Origin of the sequence: Mesorhizobium erdmanii USDA 3471 (assembly GCF_000472705.1) — a bacterium.
Classification (GTDB): Bacteria; Pseudomonadota; Alphaproteobacteria; order Rhizobiales; family Rhizobiaceae; genus Mesorhizobium; species Mesorhizobium erdmanii.
Map to the genome: position 1 here is coordinate 45,244 of NZ_AXAE01000013.1, position 24,681 is coordinate 69,924.

Annotated in this window: 19 protein-coding genes; 12 read left to right on the forward strand and 7 right to left on the reverse strand. The window is 64.5% G+C overall.

Annotation, left to right across the window (positions count from 1 at the left end):
* Positions 1-8 precede the first annotated feature (8 nt).
* A complete protein-coding gene (locus tag A3AU_RS0109305; RefSeq protein WP_027052556.1) occupies positions 9-1,289 on the forward strand; it encodes a DUF1501 domain-containing protein in 1,281 nt (426 codons plus the stop codon).
* A gap of 87 nt (positions 1,290-1,376) precedes the next feature.
* On the opposite strand, the gene A3AU_RS1000000140940 is transcribed toward A3AU_RS0109305, so the two are convergent.
* The 7 genes from A3AU_RS1000000140940 to A3AU_RS0109335 all read right to left on the reverse strand — a co-directional run bounded on the left by A3AU_RS1000000140940 (position 1,377) and on the right by A3AU_RS0109335 (position 12,392).
* Positions 1,377-1,589, reverse strand: a complete 213-nt coding sequence (locus tag A3AU_RS1000000140940; protein ID WP_418001065.1) for a GCG_CRPN prefix-to-repeats domain-containing protein — start codon at positions 1,587-1,589, stop codon at positions 1,377-1,379.
* Positions 1,590-1,743: 154 nt separating this feature from the next.
* Positions 1,744-5,151, reverse strand: a complete 3,408-nt coding sequence (locus A3AU_RS0109310) for an acyl-[ACP]--phospholipid O-acyltransferase (protein ID WP_027052557.1) — start codon at positions 5,149-5,151, stop codon at positions 1,744-1,746.
* A gap of 270 nt (positions 5,152-5,421) precedes the next feature.
* Positions 5,422-7,011, reverse strand: a complete 1,590-nt coding sequence (locus A3AU_RS0109315) for an indolepyruvate oxidoreductase subunit beta family protein (protein WP_027052558.1) — start codon at positions 7,009-7,011, stop codon at positions 5,422-5,424.
* Positions 7,004-9,157: a thiamine pyrophosphate-dependent enzyme gene (locus A3AU_RS0109320; RefSeq protein WP_027052559.1), complete on the reverse strand. Its 2,154-nt coding sequence runs from the start codon at positions 9,155-9,157 to the stop codon at positions 7,004-7,006. The genes A3AU_RS0109315 and A3AU_RS0109320 overlap by 8 nt, the downstream gene beginning before the upstream one ends.
* Positions 9,158-9,264: 107 nt before the next feature.
* Positions 9,265-9,747 carry a MarR family winged helix-turn-helix transcriptional regulator gene (locus tag A3AU_RS0109325; protein WP_023772620.1) on the reverse strand — a complete coding sequence of 161 codons (483 nt, stop codon included), beginning with the start codon at positions 9,745-9,747 and terminating at the stop codon, positions 9,265-9,267.
* Complete coding sequence (locus tag A3AU_RS0109330) at positions 9,747-11,318, reverse strand: phytoene desaturase family protein (protein WP_027052560.1); 1,572 nt, start codon at positions 11,316-11,318, stop codon at positions 9,747-9,749. Before A3AU_RS0109330 ends, A3AU_RS0109325 begins: the two co-directional genes overlap by 1 nt.
* A gap of 282 nt (positions 11,319-11,600) precedes the next feature.
* Complete coding sequence (locus A3AU_RS0109335; RefSeq protein WP_027052561.1) at positions 11,601-12,392, reverse strand: cyclase family protein; 792 nt, start codon at positions 12,390-12,392, stop codon at positions 11,601-11,603.
* A gap of 119 nt (positions 12,393-12,511) precedes the next feature.
* Between A3AU_RS0109335 and A3AU_RS0109340 the strand changes: the two genes are divergently transcribed.
* The 11 genes from A3AU_RS0109340 to A3AU_RS0109390 all read left to right on the forward strand — a co-directional run bounded on the left by A3AU_RS0109340 (position 12,512) and on the right by A3AU_RS0109390 (position 24,641).
* A complete protein-coding gene (locus tag A3AU_RS0109340; RefSeq protein ID WP_027052562.1) occupies positions 12,512-14,086 on the forward strand; it encodes a phytoene desaturase family protein in 1,575 nt (524 codons plus the stop codon).
* A gap of 107 nt (positions 14,087-14,193) precedes the next feature.
* On the forward strand, positions 14,194-15,723 hold the full coding sequence (locus A3AU_RS0109345; protein WP_027052563.1) for an ABC transporter substrate-binding protein: 1,530 nt from the start codon (positions 14,194-14,196) through the stop codon (positions 15,721-15,723).
* Between the two features lie 90 nt (positions 15,724-15,813).
* Positions 15,814-16,821: an ABC transporter permease gene (locus A3AU_RS0109350; RefSeq protein ID WP_027052564.1), complete on the forward strand. Its 1,008-nt coding sequence runs from the start codon at positions 15,814-15,816 to the stop codon at positions 16,819-16,821.
* Positions 16,814-17,656: an ABC transporter permease gene (locus A3AU_RS0109355; protein WP_027052565.1), complete on the forward strand. Its 843-nt coding sequence runs from the start codon at positions 16,814-16,816 to the stop codon at positions 17,654-17,656. The genes A3AU_RS0109350 and A3AU_RS0109355 overlap by 8 nt, the downstream gene beginning before the upstream one ends.
* The gene (locus A3AU_RS0109360) at positions 17,653-18,531 is read left to right on the forward strand and encodes an ABC transporter ATP-binding protein (RefSeq protein ID WP_027052566.1); all 879 of its coding nucleotides are present in this window, start codon (positions 17,653-17,655) and stop codon (positions 18,529-18,531) included. The genes A3AU_RS0109355 and A3AU_RS0109360 overlap by 4 nt, the downstream gene beginning before the upstream one ends.
* Entirely contained in the window at positions 18,524-19,360 is an 837-nt protein-coding gene (locus A3AU_RS0109365; protein ID WP_027052567.1) for an ATP-binding cassette domain-containing protein, read from the forward strand. The genes A3AU_RS0109360 and A3AU_RS0109365 overlap by 8 nt, the downstream gene beginning before the upstream one ends.
* A gap of 78 nt (positions 19,361-19,438) precedes the next feature.
* The gene (locus tag A3AU_RS0109370) at positions 19,439-20,038 is read left to right on the forward strand and encodes a VOC family protein (protein ID WP_027052568.1); all 600 of its coding nucleotides are present in this window, start codon (positions 19,439-19,441) and stop codon (positions 20,036-20,038) included.
* Between the two features lie 265 nt (positions 20,039-20,303).
* Positions 20,304-22,598, forward strand: coding sequence for a bifunctional salicylyl-CoA 5-hydroxylase/oxidoreductase (locus tag A3AU_RS0109375; protein ID WP_027052569.1), 2,295 nt, complete (start codon positions 20,304-20,306; stop codon positions 22,596-22,598).
* Entirely contained in the window at positions 22,595-23,368 is a 774-nt protein-coding gene (locus A3AU_RS0109380; protein ID WP_027052570.1) for an SDR family NAD(P)-dependent oxidoreductase, read from the forward strand. The genes A3AU_RS0109375 and A3AU_RS0109380 overlap by 4 nt, the downstream gene beginning before the upstream one ends.
* The gene (locus A3AU_RS0109385) at positions 23,362-23,832 is read left to right on the forward strand and encodes a MarR family winged helix-turn-helix transcriptional regulator (protein WP_027052571.1); all 471 of its coding nucleotides are present in this window, start codon (positions 23,362-23,364) and stop codon (positions 23,830-23,832) included. Before A3AU_RS0109380 ends, A3AU_RS0109385 begins: the two co-directional genes overlap by 7 nt.
* On the forward strand, positions 23,829-24,641 hold the full coding sequence (locus A3AU_RS0109390) for an enoyl-CoA hydratase family protein (protein ID WP_027052572.1): 813 nt from the start codon (positions 23,829-23,831) through the stop codon (positions 24,639-24,641). Before A3AU_RS0109385 ends, A3AU_RS0109390 begins: the two co-directional genes overlap by 4 nt.
* Positions 24,642-24,681: the final 40 nt, after the last annotated feature.

The window sequence follows — 24,681 nt, forward strand, 5'->3', positions numbered from 1 at the left end:
ACCACGTCATGAACCTGCTGTGTGAGATCCCTCATCCCTCCCGTCGCGCCATTCTGGTGACCGGCGGCGCGCTGTTTGCCTGGGCCTATCTGCCACGTTTCGCCCGCGCCGCCGACAATCGCGACCCACGCCTGATCGTCATCGTCCTGCGCGGCGCGCTCGACGGCCTGTCGGCGGTTGGCCCGGTCGGCGATCCCGACTATGCCGGCCTGCATGGCGACATCGCGCTTTCACTCGCCGGGCCGCACGCGGCGTTGCCGCTCGATGGTTTCTTCGCGGTCAATCCGGCGATGCCGGTCTTCGCCAGACTGTTCAAGGCGAACCAGGCGGCAGTGGTCCATGCCGCAGCGACAGGCTATCGCGAACGCTCCCATTTCGATGGCCAGGATGTCCTCGAGAGCGGCTTCGCCGGCCCCGGCCATGTCGCCACCGGATGGCTCAACCGGGCACTGGAAAGCTTGCCGGCGGGCGATCGTGTGGCGACGCTTGGCGGTCTCGCCGTCGGCCCGTCGACGCCGCTGGTGATTCGCGGCGCCGCCCCGGTGCTCGGCTGGGCGCCGCAATCGCTCCCGGAGCCGCAAGGCGACCTCGCAGCCCGGGTGCTCGACCTCTACCAGCATCGCGACCCGGTGCTGGCGGTAGCCCTGCAAAAGGGCCTCGACGCCGATCGCATGGCCCTCGACGACCAGATGGGCGCCAATGCGATGAAGCCTAAAGGCGGGGCGATGAAGCCTAACGGCGGGGCAATGAAGCCGAAGGGCGGTCTCGACAGCGCCGCCGGCATGCGGCAGGCCGCGCAAGGCGCCGCCAGGCTGATCGCGGCCGATGACGGGCCACGCGTTGCGGCACTCGCTTTCGACGGCTGGGACACGCATGTCAACGAAGGTGGCGCGACCGGCCGGCTCGCCACGCTGCTCGGTGGCCTAGACGGCGCCTTCGAGGAATTCGAGACGGGCCTTGGCGAGCGCTGGAAGGACACGGCGGTCGTCGCCATTACCGAGTTCGGACGCACGGCACAAATCAACGGCACGGTCGGCACCGATCACGGCACCGGCACGGTGGTGCTGCTCGCCGGCGGCGCGATCAAGGGCGGCCGCGTCATCGCCGACTGGCCGGGCCTGAAGCCCGCCCAGCTTTACCAACAGCGCGACCTGGCGCCGACCAGCGATGTCAGGGCGGTGCTGAAAGGCCTGCTCGCCGACCAGTTCGGACTCTCGGCCGCCGTGCTCGGCGACAAGGTGTTTCCGGAATCCGCCGCCGTGAAGCCAATGCGCGATCTTGTCGCCTGACGAAGTCTGATGGCGTCACAGGGATGCCAACTTTAGCAAAACGCCGACACCGCTTCGCAGCGGAGGCCGTGTCGGTCCGCTCGGTGATCACCAGTGGCGATGCCAGCGGTGGTGGTGCCGGTTGGGCACGCAACGTCCCCACCGGTTCATGTGCCAGCGAGGGCCGCATCTCCAGCCGACGCGTTCGATTTGCAACGGACTGGCGGTGGGCTTTGCCACGGGCAAGGCCTGCGAACCAACGCTCGATAGCACCAACGTACCTGCAGCGACCGCGATAGGCAGAATGTATCTGGTCAGCATCATCGTGTCCTCCATGGTTCCACATTCACCAGAACAGCATGGCACTCAGCCGGCCAAAGCCGCGTGAGGGGTCCGATCACATACTCGTCAGCGGGCAAGGCGCTCGCCAAGCAGCGCCACGGCCTTCGCGGCGGCGCCTTCTCGTGACGCTTGATCAGGCGGCCTCGACCTTGGTGGCCGGCGCGTCCTCTCCACGCACCAGCTTGGTCACGCCGGCGAAGTCGAGCTTGCCGGAGCCGAGCACCGGCACTTTCTGGACGACACGCACTTCGGCGGGCACCATCAGGTCCATGGCGCCATTGGCCTTGGCGAAGGCCAGGAAATCCGCGCGTGTCGCGCCGGGAGCCTCGGTGATGAGAATGAGCTTCTCACCCTTGCGTGCATCCGGCACGGAGGCAACGGCCGACAGCGAGCCTTTCCACAATTCACCCGCCAGGGCCTCGACGGCGGCGAGCGAAATCATCTCGCCACCGATCTTTGCGAAACGCTTGGCGCGGCCGCGAATGGTGATGAATCCCCCCTGGTCGACCGACACGACATCGCCAGTGTCATGCCAGCCATCATGCAGTGGTTCCAGCACGCCGGGCTTCTCGGCGCGCAGATAGCCAGCCATCACGTTAGGCCCGCGGACATGCAGGCGCCCGCCCTCATCGACACCAGGCACCGGATCAAGGCGATATTCCATGCCGGGCATGATTTTGCCGACGCTGCCCGAGCGGTTATACATCGGCGTGTTGATGGAGATCACCGGCGCGGTCTCGGTGACGCCATAGCCTTCCAGGATGCGCACGCCGAACTTTTCCATATAGGTCATGCGCGTCGACGCCTTGACCGGTTCCGCGCCGGCAAAGCAATAACGTATCGAGCGGAAGTCGTAGGGGTGCGCGGTGCGCGCATAGCCCGATAGGAACGTGTCGGTGCCGAAGATGATCGTCGCGTTGGATGCGTAGATCAGTTCCGGCACGATGCGGTAGTGCAGCGGCGACGGATAGAAATAAACCGCCACGCCCGAGATCAGCGGCAGCACCGTGCCGGCCGTCATGCCGAATGAATGGAAGATCGGCAATACGTTGAACACCTTGTCGCCCGAATGGAAGTCGATGCGCGAGGCCGCCTGCGCGGCATTGGCCAGGATGTTGCGGTGAGTGAGCACCACGCCCTTCGGCGTGCCTTCGGAACCCGAGGTGAACAGGATCACCGCCGGATCGTCGGGCTTGCGCGGCGCACGCGGCGCCGACTTGCGCAGCAAGCCGAGCAGCTTGTCCTTGAGACCAATGGTCTTGCGCAGATCGTCGAGCCAGACAATCTCGACCGAGCGGCCGATCTCCTCGACCACCGGGCCAAGCTTGGCCTGTTCGACAAAGGCACGCGAGGTGAGCACGGTCTTTACCTCGGCCGCCTTGCAGGCGGACAGGATGTTGGCGGCGCCGGCGGTGAAGTTGATCATGGCCGGCACCTTGCCCGCCGACATCACGCCGAGCAGCGTGGCGCATGAGCCATTGGCGTTGGGCAGCATGATGCCAAGCGTCTGCCGATCGGCATAAAGGTTCTGGAATTTTTCACCGAGTACGGCGGCCGCCGTCAGCAGCTTGCCATAGCTGAGCGACCCGGTGACCGGATCCTGCACGGCTAGCCGTTTCATGCCGCGCTCATTCGCCGTCAGGATGATCTTTTCCAGCACCGTCTTGTCGATGTCCTGGGTGCGGAAGACGAGATCCGACATGACCTGGTAGAGGGCAGCACCCGCCGCGGAGCGACGCTGGCGGCCTTTCAGTTCAGGCGACACTTGCAGCTTGACCGGCTCCAGAATGGTGACCTTGACCTTCGGGAACAGGCGGCGGCGCACATGCTGCGACGTCAGCCGGGAGAACGGGCTTTTCTCCAGCCCGTCGATGCGGATCGGCACCACCATCGAGCCGGTCTTGTCCGCCACCATGGCAGCGCCGTCATAGACCTTCATCAGCCCGCCGGTGACAGTGATGCGGCCCTCGGGGAAGATGACCAGCGGATCGCCGCCCTGCACGACCTTGATCAGCGTGCGGGTCGACATCGGCTTGGCCGGGTTGAGCGGCAGAGCGCGCGCGAGCTTCATGAACGGCCTCATCCACCAGGCCTGTGCGATGGTGTAGTCGATGGCGAAAACCGGCTCCTCATCGGTCAGCGTCAGCGCCAGCGGACCGTCGAGGAAGCTGACATGGTTGAGCGCCAGGATCGGCGCCTTGCCGGCCGCCTTGAGGTTGTCCATGCCCTCGACCTCCAGGCGCAGGAAGGCGCGGAACAGGATGGAGACGAAGTCGCGGAACGCATTGGTCGGCAGGAATTTCAGCATCAGCCAGGCGGCGACGGCGTTCGCCGCGGCGAGGCCGAACAGGATGCCGCCAGTGGAGACTTTGGTCTGGATCACGGCGACAACAATACCGCCGACCGTCATGAAGCCGGCATTGACGATGCTGACGGCGGCGACGACGCGGGCGCGGCGCGCTTCAGGCGACCATGCCTGTACGGCGGCAAAGGTCGGCACCACGAGGAAGGCGCTGGCGATGGCCATGGCGGCGAGGTCGATCGCGACACGGATCGTATTCGGCCCGGCGAAGAACAGGCCGAGGGTTTCCGCCTTTGGCGAAGGCTGCATGCTCCAGATGGTCCAGGCCAGATGCAGGCCGAACAGCGCCAGCAGCGCCGTGCCGACCGGCGCGGGCAGAAGCACGATGCGCCCCTGCGACATCCATGCGGCAATCGCCGAGCCGATAGCGATCGAGACGGCAAAGACGGCGAGATAGACGGTGACGGCGATCTCGTTGCCGCCGAGCGAATCCTTGATCAGCGTCGGCAGGATCGAAAGAACGATGGCGCCGATCAGCCAGAACCACGACGTCATCAGGCCGGCGCGCCAGATACGCGTGTCGGTGCGCAATTCGCTGACCTGGCGCCAAGTCGAGCGAAAGACGTTCTTGTCGATGACGAGGTCGGGCGCCGCCGAACCGGTGGGCGGAATATAGCGGCTGACGAACCAGCAGCCGACGGCCAAGGCCATCATGATCGGTCCGAACACCATGACGCCGATGCCATCGGCCGAGACGACGCCGCCGGCAATGGTGCCGCCGAGAATGGCGGCGAAGGTCGCCGACTCGATCCAGGCGTTGGCCTTGGGCAGTTCCTTGCGCTCGAGGTGATCCGGCAGGATGCCGTATTTGATCGGGCCGAACAGTGCCGAGATGATGCCGAACATCAGCAGCGCCGTCATCAGCACCGGGATCGACGACAGCGCGATGCCGACGACGGAGACCCCCGCTGCGGTGATTTCGGCGAATTTCAGCCGCCGGGCGATCAAGGCCTTGTCGAAACGGTCGGCGATCTCGCCGCCAAGCGCGGACAACAGCAGGAAGGGGGCCATGAAGACGGCACCGGCGAGGGTGACCAGCGAAGCGGCCTGATCGGCGGCCAGCGTGAAGAGGATCAGGAACACCAATGTGTTCTTGAGGAAATTGTCGTTGAAAGCGGACAGGAACTGCGTCCAGAACAGAGGCGCAAAGCGCCGGGACAACATCAGATGCGTGTTCATGGCGATTTCCATTTGGCGGGACCCTACGACCGTGCCGGTAGGGCCCGCAGGTTGCAGGCGCTGTTTCAGTCTCAGTGATAGTCTTGAGCTGGTTAAACTTCCTTACTGTGCTTGATGATCATCCCTGGCTTTCCGCCTAGCGGCCGCCTATCGGAGATGAACATCGTTCACAAGCGCACTGTACTACATTTTGAACATTGTTCAAGAGAAAAATGAACAGCGTTCACAGAGCCTGCCAACGAGGCAGGTGACGATTGACCTCTGTCCGTGTCAGGAGGATCCGGTTGCGGGAGCTGGTCCGAGCGTCGCCACGGTCTTCAGAGCTCCGTCGAGCATGTCGCCCTTCTCGTCCTTCAACGCGGCCTCGCGCAGGCGGCGGATCCAGTCGGCGGCATCGTCGCGGCCCTTGAGCAGGTCGAGCGCTGACAGCACGCGGTCGAATTTCGACTGGGCGCGGACATGGGTGTCGCTGTAGCCCTTGATCAGCCGGCGGCAGTTGAGGATTTCGACGGCGAGCGCGTAGTCTGCAGGCACATGGCCGAGCGCCAGCGCGTACCAGCGATCGAGATGGGTCATCTCGACCTTGTGGCGCAGCAGGCTGCGACGCCAGCGACGCAGGCCGCCGATGAACCAGAGCGCGGCGAAGCCGGCAAAGCTGTCGGTACGGATGCGGCGGCCATGGTTGATGCGACGGTCGAGGAAGGCGGCGAGTTTCGGCCGGCTCTCGATGTAACGGCCGAGTCCCGCCGGCAACGTGCCGCAGAATTCCTCGATGCGCGGATGGAAATACTCCGTCACCTGCAGGATCGAGCCATCCTTGACGCCGACCTCCTTGCGCACACGCCTGTCGCGCGTCGAGCGCGTTTTCAGGTCGGCGACGCGGATCATGTCGTCATAGCAGAGCGCGTTGGCGAGATGCTTGGCGGCGGCAATGGACAGCGCATGGGCATGGTCGGCGCTGTCCAGCGCGACAGCCTTGTCCAGCCGGTCGAGATAGTCGCGCCCATAGGCGATGTCCTGATAGTCGACGACCTTTTTCAGGCCGCGCAGCGCCATGTCGCGCACCGCCACCGGCATCAGGTCGACGCGGGTGGCGAGCGCCTGCCAGCCTTGCAGCAGGTTTTGCGGGCCGGTTACGCGCCCTGCACCCAGGCCGGATCCGACAATTACCGCCTCAGCCGGCTTTGACGCCGGCGCGGCCGTGCCGCGCGCGCGGTCGAACGCGGCGCCGAACGCGGCAAGGCTGGCCTTGACACCGCGACCGCCGGCACCGATCGACTGCTCATAGCTTTCGCGGTTGAACGGCAGCGCGCCGGATCCTGCCAGCGCGCCAAGCAGGCTGGCCGAGATCATCGAGCCATTGTCGGCGGCGATCTTTTCCATGTCGAAAGCGATGAAGCGTTTGGATGCCGCTTCCGCCGTCGCATGCACCTTGGGCGACGAGGCCCGGCCATCGCCCGGCTCGATCTTTTCCGACACGGCGGCGATGCGGTGCGAGGAGGCGATCAGCGTGGTGCGCTCGGGCGTGACGAAGCCACGGATGATGGCGCGGCCGGCTTCCATCAGTTCGGCGGCGATCAGGATGTCGACATCGCCCTGTGACGGCGACAGCGCGAAGACCGGCAAGCGGCCCGTGTCGCGGGCCATCTCGATATAATAGATGGTGGCGCCGGTGCGCTGGGCGACACCGGCGACCGAGGTCGATTGCGCGACGTAGCCATTGCGCTCGGCAACGTCGGTGATCCAGTCGGCGAGCACGCCACCGCCCTGGCCGCCGACCGCCAGCACGGCGAGTTTTATCACACGCTCGTCGTCCTGGGCGCCAGCCTTGGCGCGGAATGGCGGGACGGCGTCAAGCATCGGCAAAGGTCAGGCGCCGGCTTTCGCGGCGACGCTGCAGCATGCTGATGACGGCGCGGCGCGCAGATTCGAGGAAGCGGTCCCAGCGGCTCGGATTGTGGACGACGTCGGCACGATAGAATGACGGGCAGAGCAGAGCGGCGTCCGCCACCTCGCCGCAATTGCCGCAGCCGACACAGTTCTGGTCGATGGACGCCACCGGATCGTCGCGCAAGGGATCCTCGAGCGACTTCACCGACAGTGACGGGCAGCCCGACAGCCGCATGCAGGCGTGGTCGCCGGTGCAGATGTCCTCGTCAACGCCGAACTTCGGTTTGATCACCCGCTCGCCGCCCTTGATCGCCTTGTCGACCAGCGGCTTTTCACGACGCTGTCGGTTGAGCATGCATTCCGACGAGGCGACGATCACCTTCGGGCCCTTCTCTTCCGTCGTTAACGCCTCACGCAGCGTGTCCTGCATCTTGCCGACATCGTAGGTGCGGTCGACATGGCGCAGCCATTTGACGCCCATGCCTTTCACCGCCTCGGTGATCGGATGCTTTGTCGACTTGGTCTTGTTGCCCGCGCGGGATGAGAGAATGTCCTGGCCTCCTGTCGCCGCCGAGTAGAAATTGTCGACGATGACGATGACGCCGTCATTCTTGTTGAACACGGCATTACCGATCGAGGACGTCAGGCCGTTGTGCCAGAAGCCGCCGTCGCCGACGAAGGAGATCGAGCGGCGCTTGGCGTCGGGCGAATTGAACGCCGAGGCCGAGGCCGGGCCGAGACCATAGCCCATCGTGGTGGCGCCCAGTTCGAAAGGCGGCATGATCGAGAACAGATGGCAGCCGATGTCGGAAGCGATGTGGTGCTTGCCGAGTTCCTGCTCGACCAGTTTTGTCGCGGCAAAGATCGGCCGTTCCGGACAGCCGATGCAGAAGCCCGGCGGGCGGCCCGGCACGACATTGATCAGGTCCGCCGTGTCGACGCCGTCGCCGACCTTGTTGGGCGCGCGCACTTCGCCCGGCAAGAGATGCGGCGCCTCGGCGCGCAGGAAAGCGCCGAGGCCATCGAGCATGACCTGCCCGGTGTATTCGCCGGCCATCGGCAGATATTCCTTGCCGACAAGCCTGGTGCCGCGCCCGGCCTTGTGCAGCATCGCAGCAAAGGCCTGTTCGATGTAGTTGGGCTGGCCTTCCTCGACGATGAGCACGGCCTGCTTGCCCTCGCAAAAGGCGAGAAACTCGTCGTCGATCAGGGGATAGACGGCGTTGAGCACATAGAGCGGCACATCGGTGTCGCCATAGGTGTCGGCGAGGCCGAGACGCTGCAAGGCACGGATGACCGAATTGTACATGCCGCCCTGCATGACGATGCCGACCGAGCCGTGGTCCGAGCCGAAGAACTCGTTGATCCTATTCTTGCGGATGAAGTCCACCGCAGCCGGCCAGCGCTTCGCCACCTTCTCCTTCTCGTGCAGGAAGGAGGCGGGCGGCAACACGATGCGGCCGGTGTCGCGGCGCGGGGCTTCCAGCGCATCGGCGACCGTCATTGGCGGGCGCTTGTTGTCCTTGGCGATGAAATGGCCGTGGACATGGCAACAACGGATGCGCACCTGCAGCATGACAGGCGTGTTGGAAATCTCCGACAACTCGAAGCCATCCTCCACCGCCTTGACGATCGACGGCAGATTGGGGCGCGGGTCGAGCAGCCAGACCTGGCTCTTCATGGCGAAGGCATGGCTGCGCTCCTGCATGATCGACGAGCCCTCGCCGTAGTCCTCGCCGACGATGATCAGCGCGCCGCCGGTGACGCCGCCGGACGCCAGGTTGGCCAGCGCATCGGAGGCGACATTGGTGCCGACGGTCGACTTGAAGGTCGCGGCACCCCGGATCGGATAATGCACCGAGGCGGCGAGCATGGCGGTGGCGGTGGCTTCCGAGGCGCTCGCCTCGAAATGCACGCCGAGCTCGCTCAGAATGTCCTGCGCGTCGGCCAGCACATCCATCAGATGGCTGATCGGCGCACCCTGATAGCCGCCGACATAACCGACGCCACATTGCAGCAGCGCCTTGGTGATGGCGAGAATGCCCTCGCCCGCGAATTCCTCGCCGGCACCGAGCCTGAGTTTTTCGACTTCCTTGGCAAAAGACCGTTCGGCCATCTCTGCCTCCTTCCGTTACCGCCGACAGCCGGCGGCGCGTAGATTCTAGAGTCCTTGTTTATGCATGTCGTTTCCCCAAAACCGGGTCCACCTTTGGGCGACCTGCATTAGATGTCATGCTTGCGAATGTTCTTCAGCATCTTCAAAAGCGTGGCGATGAGCGCTGCATATTCGGCGTCGTCGATATCGTCGAACATCGCCTCGAACGCGTCGTGCATGGCCGGCCAGGCGCGAGTGAATTCGGCGCGGCCCTCGTCGGTCAGGAACACGTGGCGGATGCGGCTGTCGGTGACGCCCTGCTCGCGCCGCACGAAGCCTTGCCCCTCCAGCGTGTCGAGGGTGCGGCTCAAGGTCGACTGTTCGATGACTGTGTAGACCGAGAGGTCGTTGACGGTGACGCCATCGGTGACCGACAGCACGGCCAGTGTGCGCACCTGTGAAATGGTCAGCCCCTGTTTGCGGAAATCGTCGCGCAAGGTGGCGTTGTAGCGGCCCATGATGCGGTTCATCAGATAGGGCGCGAATTGTTGCAGGCCGATCTGGCCGAGGGTCGAAATTCGCTGGCGCTTTTCCGCGACTTTCTGCTCCATCACAGCCTCCCCGCCAGGAGGAAGCCGGAGCCGCCACCGAGGCCGGCGCCCGGATGGGTCGAGGCGCCGATATGGTAGAGGTTCTTGATACCGGTCTGATGGTTGCGGCTGGTCTTGAACGGCCGCCACAGGAACGATTGATCGATCGTGGATGAGCCGCCATAGGGGTCGCCGCCGACCAGATTGATGTTCATCGCCTCGAGATCGGCCGGGCAATAGGCGCGGCGCGCGATGACGCTGTCCTTGAAGCTGTCGATGTGGCTGGCGAGGATGGCTTCGGCACGATCGGCATAGGCCTCGCGCAGCGCTTCCGTCCATTGCCCGTCAGTGGGCGCCTCAAGCTTGCCGGCGGCGTCGCCGTTGATGTGGCGCGGCGCCTCGGGCAGTTGCAGCCAGAGGATCGCCTTGCCTTCCGGACAGCGAGACGGGTCGAGCGCATGCGGCTGGCCGACGCAGATGGTCGGCACTTCCGGCAGCATGCAGCGCGCCGCCTCGTTGCAGGCCTTCGAGACGCCGTCGACGCCCGGGGTCAGATGCAACAGCGCGACCTTGTCCAGCCCCTCGCCGCGCCATGCCGGCGACTTGTTCAGCGCATAGTGTATCTGGAAATTGCCCTTGCCGTACCGATATTTCCGCGTCGCCTCGACATCGTCTTTGGGCGCATCCGCGCCAAGCAAGCGGCCATAAAGCTGCGTTGGCGTGACCGAACAGATGACGCTCTTCTTCGCATGAACCGTTTCGCCCGAGGCCAGCCGCACGCCGGTGGCGCGGCCTCCAGCCACGATGATGGAAGCAACGTCCGCTCCCGTGGAAATGACGCCGCCGCGCTCGGTGATCAAGGCCTCGAAAGCCGACAGCAGGTTCTTGGCCCCGCCCTTGACGATCGGGGCGCCTGCTGCTTCGAGCGCGAAGGCGATAACCTTGGCGATCTGGCCGGAAAATGCATCCTCCGGTCCAAGCCCGGCATGCAGCACCCAGGGCGCCCAGAGCGCGCGGATGGTTTCGGACTGGTAGGTGCTTTCCAGCCAGCCACGCGCCGGCACCAGGGCGTCGCCGAGAAAGGCGGCGAGTCCGCGCGAACCGCGCCGCCACGCGTCGCCGGCCAAAAGCTTGGCCGTCGGATAAGACCACAGCGCGCCACCGAGCAGGCCGAACAGCAGGCCTGCATTGCGCTCGATGCCGCCGACATCGTCCGCGTGCCGATCGCCGTCACCCGCCGCTATCCTGTTGAGCGCGGCGATGTTGGCTGCGCGGTCGGTGCTTAGCGTGGCATGGCTGCCGTCCGGCCGCAGCACACCGGTCGGCGTTGCCGTATGGCAAAACTCCAGCCCGTGCCGGGCAAGGTCGCCGCCCAGCGCGGCAAAGGCCGGCGAGGTGATGAACAGCACGAAGGTCGTCGCCATCACATCGTGGATGAAGCCGGGCGCGGTGATCTCCTCGGTGCGCATGCAGCCGCCGATGCGGTCGTTGCGCTCGAGAACGAGCACCCGCGCCCCTTTGCCGCCAAGCATCGCCGCGCAGACCAGCGCGTTGATGCCGCTGCCGACAATGATGTGATCGGGGGCTTTCATTGTGGGCTTCCTGTGGGCAGCGGGTAGGCTTGCGAAGTCAGGGCCCTACGGCGCCCCCCTCTGTCCTGCCGGACATCTCCCCCCCAAGGGGGGAGATTGGCTGTCATCTCGGCTTTCGCCAATTTTCTACGCTGCAAGAAAGGAGCCGTCGCTGAAGCTGCCGATCTCCCCCCAAGTGAGGGAGATGCCCTGCAGGGCCGAGGGGGGCGCCGTAGAGCGCCAGCGCTGCCAACCTGCCTTCCAACCGCCTCATCTGCGCGCATGATCTTCTCCCGAAGATCCTTACTTGCCCACCACCAGCGCCAGCGCGCGGATCGGGCTGCCGGTGCCGTGCTCGATCTTGAGCGGTGCGGCGATCAGGATCGCGCCCTTCGGCGGCAGTTGGTCGAGATTGCAGAGGCTGGCGAGACCGTAGCGGTTGGCCTTGTGCATCAGCGTGTGCGCCGGGAATGGCGGCTCCATCCCTCCTGCTTTGCCGGCATCCGTGCCGATCGTCTCCGAACCCCAGCCCTTGATGTCCTTGCTGATCAGGAACTGGATGGCTTCGGCCGTTGGGCCAGGCGTGTGCGGGCCGGTCTCGTTGGCGTTGAGGAATTCGGCTTCCGAACCATTGCGCTTGTACCAGTCGGTGCGCATCACCACCCATTCGCCGGCATTAATAGCGCCATGCTTGGCTTCCCACGCCTTGATGTGGTCGACGGTAAGCAGGAAGTCGGGATCTGCTGCGGCTTCCTTGGAGCAGTCGATAACGTTGACCGGGCCGACGAAGTTCTGTGCCGGAATGGTGTCGGTGGCGCCGTCCGGATAGTCCTTGCCGCTGATCCAGTGCTGAGGCGCATCGAAATGCGTGCCCGAATGCTCGCCAAGCTTCAGCCAGTTCCACGCCCACCAGGGACCGTTCTTGTCGTAACGGGAGATGTTATGAATCTCGACCTTCGGCGTGTCGACGGCGAGTTCCGGCGGCAGCTTGATCAGCGGTGTGTCGGGCCCAAGCGGAGCCGACAGATCGACCACCTTGATGGCGCCCGAGAGCAGCTGGCCGGCGACCTCGCCGAGGAGTTTTTGGGTGTCCATGGTCTGAAGTTCCCTCTTTCTAGTGATGATCAAGGCTCGTCTCGGCCCTTAATATCCTACTAGACGAAAACATATGCATCTGCAATTATCTTTAAGCATAAAGGAAATGGGAACGGGGCGTGAGCGAGTTCGACGCCATCTTTGTCGGGGCGGGCCACAACAGTCTGGCATGCGCCGCGCATCTGGCGCTCAAAGGCTGGAAAACCGGCATTTTCGAGCGCAATGCAACAATCGGCGGCGCGGTGCAGACCCGCGAATTCACCCTCCCAGGCTTCCGTCACGATTTCGGCGCGATGAATCTGAGCCTGTTTGCCGGCTCGGCCTTCCACCGGAAATATGCAAATGAATTGAAAGCACAGGGGCTGGAGTTCGCGCCGGTGGCCGACTGTTTTGCCAGCGCCTTCCCGGACGGACGCTGGTTCGGGGTCAGCAACGACCTGGAAAAGACGGCGAGCCGCATGGCCGCCTTCTCCCCCGCCGATGCCGCGACATGGCGCCGGCTGGTTGCCGCCTTTCCAGCTGAAGCCGAGCATCTGTTCCGCCTGCTGGGCTCGCCGATGAGTGCCCGCGCGCTTGCCGGCACCGCATGGAACCTGTGGCGCAGGAAGGGCATGTCCGGCGCGCTCGACACCGGCCGGCTGTTGCTGTCATCGCCTCGCGCCTGGCTGGAGGAGACTTTCGAGTCCGCGCATGTCCGGGCGACGCTCGCCACGTGGGGCATGCATCTCGATTTCGCGCCTGACATCGCGGGCGGTGCCGTGTTCCCCTATCTGGAATCGATGGCCAACCAGAGCTTCGGCATGGTGCTGGGCAAGGGCGGCGCCGACACCATCATCAGCGCGCTGGCTGGCATGGTCACATCAGCAGGAGGCAAGATCGCCACCGGGGCCGAAGTGGCCGAAATCACGGTGTCAGGCGGCCGGGCAACCGGCGTGCGGCTTGCTTCCGGGGACTTCCACGTCGCCAGCAAGGCCGTCATCGCCGGCGTTGCGCCGAGCGCGCTGGCCGGCAAGCTGCTGCCCAGTGGTTCCGGCAACGCCGACTTCGACACGGCGATGCGGAAATTCCGCCATGCACCGGGCACGATGATGATCCACCTGGCGCTCGACGACCTGCCGGACTGGCGGGCCGGGGCCGAGTTGCGGCAGTTCGCCTATGTGCATCTGTCGCCCTCGCTCGACGCCATGTCGCGTACCTATCAGCAGGCCATGGCAGGTCTGCTTCCGGACGAGCCGGTGCTGGTCGTCGGCCAGCCGACCGCGGTCGATCCGTCGCGCGCGCCGCAGGGCAAGCATGTGCTGTGGGTGCAGGTCCGCATGCTGCCGGCCGAAATCCTGGGGGATGCCGCAGGCAAGATCACGCCCGCGCATTGGGATCAGGTCAAGGAGGCCTACGCCGAGCGCGTGCTCGACATCATCGAGACCTATGCCCCCGGGTTGCGCGCGAAGATCCTTGGCCGGGCGGTGTTCTCGCCCCACGATCTCGAGCGCGAGAACCCGAACCTGGTCGGCGGCGACCAGGTCTGCGGCAGCCATCATCTGGCGCAGAACTTCTTGTTCCGTCCGGCACGAGGCTATGCCGGCTGGAACACGCCGGTCGCCAATTTGCATCTGACGGGCGCCGCGACATGGCCGGGCGCCGGCACCGGGGCGGCCTCGGGCTTCATGCTCGCGCAACAGCTTGGCGGGAGGTAGGAGCCGAAGATTTGACAGGGCGACGAGAGGCAAGGCGCTGCTGCCCACGAAGCCCGGACCAAAGACCTGACGAAGCGCGAAGACAATAACCAACAAGGGGAACGACCATGACAATCAACAGACGCGAATTGCTCGGATACAGTGCCGCGGCACTCGGCGTGGCGGCCGTTGGCCTGCCTGATATAGCCAAGGCCGCCGCCGGCGAACTGACCATCGCCTACAATGTCAACCTGCCGTCCTGGGATCCGACCACGGGACCTTCCGCCGTCAACCCGACGATCCAGGGTCTCTATCAATCCGTCTTCGACCAGTTCATACCGCAGAAGCCGGACCTGTCCTTCGCACCGGGCCTGCTCACGGAATGGGGCTGGAACGACGACCGCACCAAAGTGATGATGACGGTGCGCGAGGGCGTGAAATGGCACGACGGCTCGCCCTTCACGCCCGAGGACGTCGTCTGGTCGCTGCAGCGGGCCGGCGACGAAAAGACCGGCAACCCGATCCAGTTCGTGTGGAAGAACGTCAACAACTTCAAGATCGACGGCAACAAGATCACCGGCGACGTGGTGCAGTTCGACCCGGTCTATTTCAAATGGATGTCTTTCCTGACCGGCTACATCCTGCCCAAGGCCTATTACGAGAAAGTCGGCGCCGAAGGCTTCGAGAAGGCGCCGATCGGCACCGGTCCGTACATGGTGGAAAAATTCGAGCGCAATGCCTTCCTGCGGCTGAAGGCCAACCCGAACTATTGGGGCGGCAAGCCGGCCTTCGAGAATGTGACGATCAAGTTCGTCACCGATGCCGCCAGCCGCGTTGCCGAAATCGAGTCCGGTTCTTCGCAGGTGACGCTGGAAATTCCGTACGAGGAGTATGACCGGCTGATCGCCAAGGACGGACTGGCCGGCTCGTGCAAGAACGTCTCCGACATCGGCATGATCTTCTTCAACAACAAGGACGCCATGCTGGACAAGAATGTCCGCCAGGCAGCCGTCATGTCGGTCGACAAGGCGCTTCTGGTCAAGCGGCTGCTGCGCGGCTACGGCCAGCCGATCGACACGCTGGAGACGCCGGAATACGCGGCCTTCGATCCATCGATCAAGGTCGAGCACAATCCGGAGAAGGCCAAGGAGTTGCTCAAGGCCTCCGGCTATTCGCCGGAGAAGCCGGCCAAGATCACCATCCAGACCACCAAGGGCTTCAAGCCCAAGGACTATGAGATGGTGCAGGCGATCGTCGGCATGTGGCGCAAGGTCGGCATCGAGGCGACGATCGAGGTCTACGAGATCGCCAAGCACTATGAACTGCGCGCCGCCCACAAGCTGGCGCCCGCGGCGTTCTACAACTGGGGCAACGCCATCGGCGATCCGACCACCTCGACCGGTTTCGCCATGTTCGGCCCGTCGCCGCACTCGTCGTGGAAGACCGACGACCTCGATGCGAAGATCGGTCCGCTGTGGGGCGAGAAGGACGAGGCCAAGCGCATCGCCGGCTGGAAAGCGGTCGACAAGTACATTGCCGAGCAGGCCTATGTGCTGCCGCTGCTGCAGTTCGCGCAACCGATCGTGCATGCCAAGGGCGTCAACGTGGTGCAGCACATTTCCGGCGCGCTGCTGCCGGCCCTGATGACCCCGGCCTGATATCGGCCTGGAATTGCCGCGCGCCGTAGCCAATGACGGCGCGCATTTTCCATCGGGCATACGAGCCCCCGGGCTCCCGCAAAGATTTACATGCTCCTGCAACGATTCCTGATCCGTCTGCTGACGATGCTGATCACGCTGTTCGGCGTGGCCGTCGTCGTCTTCGTCGTGATCCGCGTCGCGCCCGGCGATCCGATCGCCATGATGCTGCCGCCGGGCGCCACGGATGACGACATCGCCCGCCTGCGCGCGCTCTACGGGCTAGACAAGACCATCGTGCAGCAATTCTTCATCTGGCTGTCCGGCGTTGTCAGGGGCGATTTCGGTACCTCGATCTCGCTCAGGCAGGACGTGCTCGGCCTCGTCTTCAACCGGCTGCCGGCGACGCTGGAACTGGCCATCGTGGCCCTCATCATGGCGGTTCTGCTCGGCGGCACGACGGCGATCCTCGGCGCGCGCGAGCGCGGCACGGCGGTCGAGGCCGGCATCGATATCGCCAGCGGTGCGGCGCTGTCCATTCCCGACTTCCTGTGGGGCTTGGTCCTGATCCTGCTGTTCGGCGTGCTGGTGCCGATCTTCGACATTTCCGGCCGGGTGTCGCCGCAGCTCGATTTGCCCTTCGTCACCCAGTTCTATTTCTTCGAAAGCCTGCTTCGGCTGCGCTTCGACCTGACCTGGGACCTGCTGAAGCACATGCTGATGCCGGCCGTGGCGCTGGCGCTGCCCCTGGCGGCGATCATCGCGCAACTGTTGAAACAGTCGCTCAAGGAAGTGCTCGACCTCGACTATGTCGTGCTGGCGCGGGTGAAGGGTTTTTCGGAGACGCAGGTCATCCTGCGCGAAGCGCTGAAGAACGCCGCCTTGCCGACACTGACGCTGGTCGGCGTGCAATTCACCTTCCTCATCGGCGGCACCGTCATCGTCGAGCGGCTGTTTTCCTATGAAGGCCTCGGCAACATGGCGATCGATGCGGTCATCAACCGCGACCTGCCGCTTATCCAGGGCATCGTGCTGGTCTTCGCGCTGCTGTTCGTGCTGATCAACCTTGCCGTCGACATGATGTATGCGCTGCTCAATCCGAGGCTGCGCCATGGATAAGGCCTCGAGGCGTGGGCTGAGCCCAAGGTTGTGGCTCGCCGGCGGCTGGCTGCTGCTGGCGCTGCTGGCGGCGATCTTCGCGCCGCTGGTCGCGCCTCAGGATCCGCTGGCGCAGGATCTGATGCTGGAGCGGCTGCCGCCCTTCTGGCTCAACGGCGCCGAGCCCGGTTATTGGCTGGGCACCGACAGTCTCGGCCGCGACCTGCTCTCGCGGCTGATCTTCGGCGGCCGCATCGCCTTCATGGTCGCCTTTGCGGCAGCCATCGCCGCCTGTCTTGTCGGCTCGACGCTCGGGCTTATCGCGGGCTATTTCGGCGGTTGGGCCGACCGCATCATCTCGCGCATCGTCGACATCTGGATGGCGTTTCCGCCGGTGCTGTTCGCCATCCTGCTGGTGGCCGTACTCGGCACGGGGCTCAGTTCCGTCATCCTTGCGATCGCCATCATCGACTGGACGCGCTTCTGCCGGGTGATCCGCGCGGAAGCGATGGGTCAGTCGCGCATGGACTATGTCGAGAATGCGCGCATCGCCGGCTATGGCCGCATCGGCATCATGCTGCGTGAAGTATTGCCCAACGTGGTGCCATCGATCGTGGCGCTGCTGTCGCTGGAGATGGGCATTGCCGTCATCGTCGAGGCGATCCTGTCCTTCGTCAATCTGTCGATCTCGACCGACGATCCGACCTGGGGCGGCCTCATCGCCGAAGGAAGGCTTTCGATCCATCAGGCCTGGTGGGTGCTGGTGTTCCCGCTCATCACGCTGATCCTCACCGTGCTGTCGTTCAGCCAGTTCGGCGAAGCGCTGAAGACGCGTTTCGATCCGGTGCTGCGATGAACGCCTGTCTCGAAATAAACAATCTTAGCGCCGTGCTGCCGAACGGCCAGCGCGTGCTGCGCTCGGTCTCGCTTTCCGTCCAGCCCGGCGAGGTCCGCGCGCTGGTCGGCGAGAGCGGCGCCGGCAAGACGATGATCGGCAAGGCGGTGCTCGGCGTGCTGCCGTCGAGCGTGCGCATCGTCGAAGGCGATATGAAGCTCGAGGGCGAAGACCTCGGCAAGCTGCAGCCGAAGGCACGGCGCACGCTGATCGGTGCGCGTACGGCGCTCATCCCGCAAGACCCGCTGACCGCGCTCAATCCGTCACGCCGCATCGGTCCGCAAATGACCGACCGGCTTGTGCGTATTCTCGGCTGGGGCGGCGAGAAGGCCGACACCCGCATCCGGCAATTGCTGGACGAGGTGCAGATCCGCGATCCGGACCGTGTGCTGAAAAGCTATCCGCATGAACTCTCCGGCGGCATGCGCCAGCGCGTGCTGATCGCCGCCGCCTTCGCCGCCGAGCCACGCCTGATCGTCGCCGACGAGCCGACCACGGCGCTCGACGTCACCGTTCAGAAGCAGATCCTACGCCTCATCGCCGCGTTGCAGCGCGAGCACGGTACGGCGATCCTGTTCGTCACCCACGATCTCGGCGTCGTCGCCAAGATCAGCCAGAAGGTGTCGGTGCTTTATGCCGGCAAAGTGGTGGAGGAGGCCGACACAGTTGCTCTCTTCGCCGCGCCACAACACCCCTACACACGGGCGCTGATGGCGGCGACGCCGCGCTACACCGATCCGTTCGCCTCGCTGAAGCCGGTGGACGAGGCTGTGCTGGCAGGACTTGCCGCCGAAATCGCCGCAGCCGATCAGGCCTGGAGGCGGCCGCATGGTTGAGCCGCTGTTTTCCGTGCGCGGGCTGAAGGTGGCGTTGCCCGACATGACGCGCAAGCCGCTGATCGGCCGGGCGCCGCTGGCCGAGATTTTGAAAGGCCTGGATTTCGATCTGCCCAGGGGTTCGGTGACTGGCATCGTCGGCGAATCCGGGTCCGGTAAATCGACGCTGGGCCGAGCCTTGGTGCGGCTGCTGGAGCCCAGCGCCGGCAGCATCGCCTTCGACGGCCGAGATATTACCCATCTGCCGGAGGCGGGACTGCGGCCACTGCGCCGCGATCTGCAGATGATCTTCCAGGATCCGATGTCGTCGCTCAACCCGCGCCGCACCATTGGCAGCATCATCGCCGCGCCGCTTAAGCAGAACGGGCTTGGCGACAGGCTCAAGGAACGCATCGCCGAAGCGCTGCAGCGGGTCGGCCTGCCGCAGAGCTTCGCCAGCCGCTACCGCCACGAATTGTCGGGCGGCCAGCGTCAGCGCGTTGGCATTGCGCGCGCGCTGGCCCTGTCGCCGAAATTCGTGCTGGCCGACGAGATCGTTTCGGGTCTCGACGTGTCGACGCAGGCGCAGATCCTGACCCTGCTGGAGAAGCTCGCCGCGGAGATGGGCCTGACCGTCGCCTTCATCAGCCACGATCTTTCGGTCATCCGACGGCTGTGCAAGCAAGTGATCGTCATGCGCGAGGGCAGGATCGTCGAAGCCAGCGCCACCGACGCTTTGTTCGAAAATCCCGCAGAGGCTTACACGCGCGATCTCATCGTAGCCATTCCGCTGCCCGAGATCGATGCCGGCTGGCTGGATGTTCCTGCCGCCGCCAAGGCGCCGACATGAAATACATACGCACGCCGACAAGCGGACCTCGGACGTGTGACGGACAAGACCCAGGTCCCGCCAATGGAGAGGACTGACATGAAGACCATACTTCGAACTGCAGCGCTCGCCGCCGCTGTCCTTGGCAGCGCCGGATTGGCCTCGGCGGATTCGATCCCCGGCATGCGCGGCCATGATCATACCGGCATAACTGTCCCCGACATGAAGCAGGCGGTCGACTTCTTCACCGAGGTGGTCGGCTGCAAGAGGGCGATGTCGTTCGGGCCGTTCGCCGACGACAAGGGCACCTTCATGCAGGATCTCCTGGGCGTTGATCCCAAGGCTGTCATCGAGCAGATCACCATGGTGCGTTGCGGCTATGGATCGAACATCGAGCTGTTCAAATACACCGCGCCCGACCAGAAGGACCTGACGCCGAAGAACAGCGACATTGGCGGTTTTCACATTGCCTTCTATGTCGACGATGTCGCCGCGGCGAAAGCCTATCTCGACGGCAAGGGCGTCAAGACGAGGATGGGGCCGCTACCGGTCAAGGAAGGGCCTGCCGCGGGCCAGACCATTCTCTATTTCCAGGCGCCCTGGGGACTGCAACTGGAAGCGATCAGCTACCCCGACGGCATGGCCTATGAGAAGGGAGCCGAGACCGTCCTGTGGAGCCCGAAGAACCCGGACAAATGACTATAGCAGTCCGCCATTTCACGGAAACGGCGGACTGCTCTAGCTCTTTGTTATGACGCAATTCCCAAGGGGAAGCGCCATGCGTTTCTCCCGGGAAAACCGTTCACACTTTTCCTGGAATTGCTCTAGCGCGCGCTTGCGCGTCGGCACGCAAGCGCGCCACTCCAGTGTCCGCACAATGATTTCGATATAAAACTTTAAGCTTGAAATATCTTGCCGCCGGCGCGATACTCACAAAACAGCAAGCGAAGAGGAGATCGCACGGATGAAGGTTGCGGTTCTCGGCGGCGGACCAGCCGGCCTCTACTTTGCCATTTCGATGAAGCTGAGGGACGCCGCGCACGATGTGACGGTGTTCGAACGCAACCGCGCCGACGATACGTTCGGCTGGGGCGTGGTGCTTTCGGCCGAAACGCTCGATAACCTCGCGAAAAACGATCCGGTCAGCGCCGTATGGATCAAGAAGCATTTTGCCTATTGGGATGACATCGCCGTCATCCATGACGGCGTGCGCACGGTTTCTTCAGGGCATGGTTTCTGCGGCATCGGCCGCAAGCGTTTGCTGATCCTGCTGCAGCGCCGCGCCCGCGAACTCGGCGTCAAGCTGATGTTCGAGACCGACATCGCCGATCCCAAGCCTTATATGGAGACGCATGATCTGGTGGTTGCCGCCGACGGGCTGAATTCGCGGGCGCGCAACACCTTCGTCGATATCTTCAAGCCCGACATCGACACGCGCAAATGCAAGTTCGTCTGGCTCGGCACCAACCAGAAATTCGACGACGCCTTCACCTTCATCTTCGAGAAGACCGAGCATGGCTGGGTGTGGGCGCACGCCTACCAGTTCGACAGCGAGACCGCGACGTTTATCGTCGAGTGCAGCGAGCGGACATGGCAGGCTTTCGGCTTCGGCTCGATGTCGCAGCAGGAATCGATCGCCACCTGCGAGCGCATCTTCGCCAAGCATCTTGGCGGCCACGCGCTGATGACCAATGCCAACCACATCCGCGGCTCGGCCTGGATCAATTTTCCGCGCGTGCTGTGCGAGCGCTGGTCGTACAAGAACCTGGCGCTGATGGGCGACGCGGCGGCATCGGCGCATTTCTCGATCGGCTCAGGCACCAAACTCGCCCTGGAAAGTGCCGTCGCGCTGGCCGAGTACGTCGAAACCGAGCCGGACCTCGATGCCGCCTTCCGCAAATATGAGGATGCGCGCCGCACCGAGGTGTTGAAGCTGCAATCGGCGGCGCGCAATTCGCTGGAATGGTTCGAGGAGGTCGAGCGCTATCTCGGCCTCGATCCGGTGCAGTTCAACTATTCGCTGCTGACTCGCTCGCAGCGCATCAGCCACGAGAATCTGCGGCTGCGCGACGCCCAATGGCTTGAAAGCGCAGAAGAATGGTTTCAGCGCCAGGCCGGCGCCGGCGGCAACAGGCTGCGCCGGGCGCCGATGTTCGCGCCGTTCAAGTTGCGCGACCTCAGGCTCAACAATCGCGTCGTCGTCTCACCGATGGCGCAGTACAAGGCCGTCGACGGCTGTCCGACCGACTGGCACTTCACCCACTACGCCGAGCGGGCCAAGGGCGGCGCCGGCCTCGTCTATATCGAGATGACCTGCGTCAGTCCCGAAGGGCGAATCACGCCTGGCTGTCCCGGCTTCTACGCGCCCGAGCACGAGGTGGCGTGGAAGCGACTGGTCGGCTTCGTCCACGCCGAGACCGAGGCCAAGATCTGCGCGCAGATCGGCCATTCCGGCGCCAAGGGCTCGACCCGGCTCGGCTGGGAAGGCACCGACGTGCCGCTTGCCTCGGGCAACTGGCCTGTCATGGCGGCATCGGCCGTCGCATGGTCACCGCAGAATCAGGTGCCGAAGGCGATGGACCGCGCCGATATGGATCGGGTACGCGACCAGTTTGTCGCTTCGGCCGAGATGGCCGATCGCTGCGGCTTCGACATGCTGGAAATCCACGCGGCACACGGCTATCTGCTGTCGTCCTTCATCACCCCGGTCACCAACCAGCGCACGGACGACTATGGCGGTTCGCTTGAGAATCGCATGCGCTATCCCCTTGAAATCTTCCACGCGGTGCGTGCGGCCTGGCCGGCGCACAAACCGATCTCGGTGCGCATTTCGGCCAATGACTGGGTCGGCATCGAAGGCGTGACGCCCGCCGACGCGGTTGAGATCGCGCGGCTGCTGCATGAGGCGGGAGTCGATATATGCGACGTCTCGGCCGGCCAGACTTCGACATTGGCAAAGCCGGTCTATGGCCGAATGTTCCAGACGCCGTTTTCCGACCGCATCCGCAACGAGGTCGGCATGGCGACAATGGCGGTCGGCAACATCTACGAGCCGGACCATGTCAATTCGATCCTGATGGCCGGCCGCGCCGACCTGGTGGCGCTGGCGCGGCCGCATCTCGCCGACCCGTACTGGACGTTGCATGCGGCGGTGACACTTGGCGACCGCGGCGTCAAATGGCCGGATCCCTACCTGCCCGGACGCGACCAGCTCTACAGGCTTGCCGAGCGTGATGCCGCCGCGGGGCTGAAAGTATGACGGCCGCAACGGCGATCTCCGGCAAGCATGCGCTGGTCACCGGCGGCGGCTCCGGTGTCGGCCGGGCCATCGCGCTGGCGCTGGCTGGCGCTGGCGTCAATGTGACCATCTGCGGCCGACGCGAAGCGGGACTTGCCAAGGTGACCAGCGAAAGTGACCGCATCCATGGCATCGCCGCCGACGTCACCGATGAGGCGGCGATGGCGTCACTTTACGAAACAGCAGAGAAAGCGCGCGGAGCCTTCGACATCGTCGTCGCCAATGCCGGCAAGGCCGGCAGCTCGCCGGCGCACAAGACCGCGCTGGCCGATTGGCAGGAGACGCTCGACGTCAACCTGACCGGCGCCTTCCTGACGGTGAAGCCGGCGCTGGCCGGCATGGCTGCGCGGAAATCAGGGCGGATTGTCTTCATCGCCTCCACAGCCGGGTTGAAAGGCTACGCCTATGTCGCGCCTTACGTGGCGGCCAAGCATGGCGTCGTCGGGTTGATGCGGGCACTGGCGGCGGAGACGGCGAAGTCCGGGGTGACCGTCAATGCGGTGTGTCCGGGGTTTGTAGAAACCGACATGCTGGAAGAGTCCATCCAGCGCATTGTCGAGAAGACCGGGCGTTCGGCCGACGAGGCGCGGGCGAGCCTTGCCTCGACCAATCCGCAAGGCCGCTTCATCCAGCCACAGGAGGTCGCCGCCGCCGTGCTGTGGCTGTGCGGCGATGCGGCGGCATCGATCACCGGACAGGCAATTTCCATCTCAGGAGGCGAGACATGGTAGCCGGCCCCCTGCCCGTGCCGTCGGGACCCGGCAAGGACCGGCTGCGCCTGTGGATCAGGCTGCTGCGGGCCTCGCGCACGATCGAGGCCGAGTTGCGCGAGCGCTTGAAGAAGGAATTCGATACGACGCTGCCGCGCTTCGACGTGATGGCGGCGCTCTACCGCGCGCCGGAAGGCATGCTGATGAGCGACCTGTCGCGCTTCCTTTTGGTCTCCAACGGCAATGTCACCGGAATTGTCGACCGGCTGGTTTCGGAAGGGCTGGTGGCGCGTGCGCGCCGCAATGGCGACCGCCGCACGTCAATGGTGCGGCTCACCGACGAAGGTAGCAAATCCTTTGCCACCATCGCCGCCGCGCATGAGGGCTGGATCGGCGAATTGCTGGGCAAGGTCAGCGAGGAGGACGCGCGCCGGCTGACCGGCATGCTGACCTCATTCCGCAGCAACTGGGAGGGACGGGAATGACCGGGATGGCCGGCCGCAAGCCGAAGCATTTCCTCTGGGAGGTAGAGGGCAGGATCGCCAAGGTCCGGCTCGACCGGCCGGAGCGCAAGAACCCGCTGACCTTCGACAGCTACGCGGAACTGCGCGACACTTTCCGCGACCTCGTCTATGCCGATGATGTCGACGCGGTGGTGTTCCTCTCCAATGGCGGCAATTTCTGCTCGGGCGGCGATGTCCACGACATTATCGGCCCGCTGGTCAAGATGGACATGAAAGAGCTCCTGGCTTTCACCCGCATGACCGGCGATTTCGTCAAGGCGATGCTGAACTGCGGCAAGCCGATCATTGCAGCCGTCGACGGTGTCGCGGTCGGCGCCGGCGCCATCATCGCCATGAGCTCGGACATCCGCATCGCCACGCCGGAAGCCAAGACCGCCTTCCTGTTCACCCGCGTCGGCCTCGCCGGCTGCGACATGGGTGCCTGCGCGATCCTGCCGCGCATCATCGGCCAGGGCCGCGCCGCCGAACTGCTCTATACCGGCCGCACCATGACGGCCGCCGAGGGCGAGCGCTGGGGGTTCTACAACAGGCTGGTCGATGCTGCTTCGCTCGAAGCCGACGCGCTCGACATGGCGGCTCGCATCGTCTCCGGCCCGACCTTCGCCCACGGCATCACCAAGACGCAGCTCAACCAGGAATGGTCGATGGGCCTCGACCAGGCCATCGAGGCCGAAGCGCAGGCGCAAGCGATCTGCATGCAGACGCGCGATTTCGAGCGTGCCTACAAGGCGTTCGTGGCCAAGGAAAAGCCAGTGTTCGAGGGAAATTGAGGATGTTTTCTTCGATGAAAACAGACATGTCGGCGGGACA

Bases quoted from the DNA above. Each gene is read 5' to 3' on its own strand.
- A3AU_RS0109305 (WP_027052556.1), top strand. From the start codon at position 9: ATGAACCTGCTGTGTGAGATCCCTCATCCCTCCCGTCGCGCCATTCTG.
- A3AU_RS1000000140940 (WP_418001065.1), bottom strand. From the start codon at position 1,589: ATGCTGACCAGATACATTCTGCCTATCGCGGTCGCTGCAGGTACGTTG.
- A3AU_RS0109310 (WP_027052557.1), bottom strand. From the start codon at position 5,151: ATGAACACGCATCTGATGTTGTCCCGGCGCTTTGCGCCTCTGTTCTGG.
- A3AU_RS0109315 (WP_027052558.1), bottom strand. From the start codon at position 7,011: ATGCTTGACGCCGTCCCGCCATTCCGCGCCAAGGCTGGCGCCCAGGAC.
- A3AU_RS0109320 (WP_027052559.1), bottom strand. From the start codon at position 9,157: ATGGCCGAACGGTCTTTTGCCAAGGAAGTCGAAAAACTCAGGCTCGGT.
- A3AU_RS0109325 (WP_023772620.1), bottom strand. From the start codon at position 9,747: ATGGAGCAGAAAGTCGCGGAAAAGCGCCAGCGAATTTCGACCCTCGGC.
- A3AU_RS0109330 (WP_027052560.1), bottom strand. From the start codon at position 11,318: ATGAAAGCCCCCGATCACATCATTGTCGGCAGCGGCATCAACGCGCTG.
- A3AU_RS0109335 (WP_027052561.1), bottom strand. From the start codon at position 12,392: ATGGACACCCAAAAACTCCTCGGCGAGGTCGCCGGCCAGCTGCTCTCG.
- A3AU_RS0109345 (WP_027052563.1), top strand. From the start codon at position 14,194: ATGACAATCAACAGACGCGAATTGCTCGGATACAGTGCCGCGGCACTC.
- A3AU_RS0109350 (WP_027052564.1), top strand. From the start codon at position 15,814: ATGCTCCTGCAACGATTCCTGATCCGTCTGCTGACGATGCTGATCACG.
- A3AU_RS0109355 (WP_027052565.1), top strand. From the start codon at position 16,814: ATGGATAAGGCCTCGAGGCGTGGGCTGAGCCCAAGGTTGTGGCTCGCC.
- A3AU_RS0109360 (WP_027052566.1), top strand. From the start codon at position 17,653: ATGAACGCCTGTCTCGAAATAAACAATCTTAGCGCCGTGCTGCCGAAC.
- A3AU_RS0109365 (WP_027052567.1), top strand. From the start codon at position 18,524: ATGGTTGAGCCGCTGTTTTCCGTGCGCGGGCTGAAGGTGGCGTTGCCC.
- A3AU_RS0109370 (WP_027052568.1), top strand. From the start codon at position 19,439: ATGAAGACCATACTTCGAACTGCAGCGCTCGCCGCCGCTGTCCTTGGC.
- A3AU_RS0109375 (WP_027052569.1), top strand. From the start codon at position 20,304: ATGAAGGTTGCGGTTCTCGGCGGCGGACCAGCCGGCCTCTACTTTGCC.
- A3AU_RS0109380 (WP_027052570.1), top strand. From the start codon at position 22,595: ATGACGGCCGCAACGGCGATCTCCGGCAAGCATGCGCTGGTCACCGGC.
- A3AU_RS0109385 (WP_027052571.1), top strand. From the start codon at position 23,362: ATGGTAGCCGGCCCCCTGCCCGTGCCGTCGGGACCCGGCAAGGACCGG.
- A3AU_RS0109390 (WP_027052572.1), top strand. From the start codon at position 23,829: ATGACCGGGATGGCCGGCCGCAAGCCGAAGCATTTCCTCTGGGAGGTA.